This is a genomic window from Micromonospora sp. CPCC 205561 (assembly GCF_036906775.1).
Lineage (GTDB): Bacteria > Actinomycetota > Actinomycetes > Mycobacteriales > Micromonosporaceae > Micromonospora.
The window spans coordinates 1-510 of sequence record NZ_JBAKHV010000143.1; the positions used below are offsets into that span (position 1 = coordinate 1).

1 protein-coding gene is annotated in these 510 nt (G+C 75.1%); it reads right to left on the minus strand.

What is annotated here, in order from left to right:
• On the minus strand, positions 1 to 510 hold a 510-nt coding region (locus V6V16_RS27815), incomplete at both ends, for an acyltransferase domain-containing protein (protein WP_334566923.1).

Sequence of the window (510 nt, forward strand, 5' to 3'; positions counted from 1 at the left end):
GCTGCGGCGGGCCGGACACCACGACGGTGGACGGGCCGTTGACCGCCGCCACCCCGACACCCGGGAAGGCCGGCAGCCGCTCGGCCACCGCGTCGGCCGACAGGTCCACCGACGCCATCGTCCCGGTGCCCCGCAGCACCGCCAGGGCACGCGAGCGCAGCGCCACCGTCCGCGCCGCGTCCTCCAGGCTCAGGATGCCCGCCACACACGCCGCACCGATCTCACCCTGCGAGTGACCGATCACCGCGGCCGGGGACACCCCCGCGTGCTGCCACACCGCCGCCAACGCGACGCCGACGGCCCACAACACCGGCTGCACGACCTCGACCCGCTCCAGCCACGACTCGTCGTCACCCGTCAACACCGACACGACATCGACGTCCAGGTACGGCGCCAGCGCCCGCCGGCACTCGGCCAGCCTCGCGTCGAACACCGGCGTACGCCCCACCAGACCGGCGGCCATCCGCACCGACTGGGCACCCTGACCCGGGAACACGAACACCGGGCCCG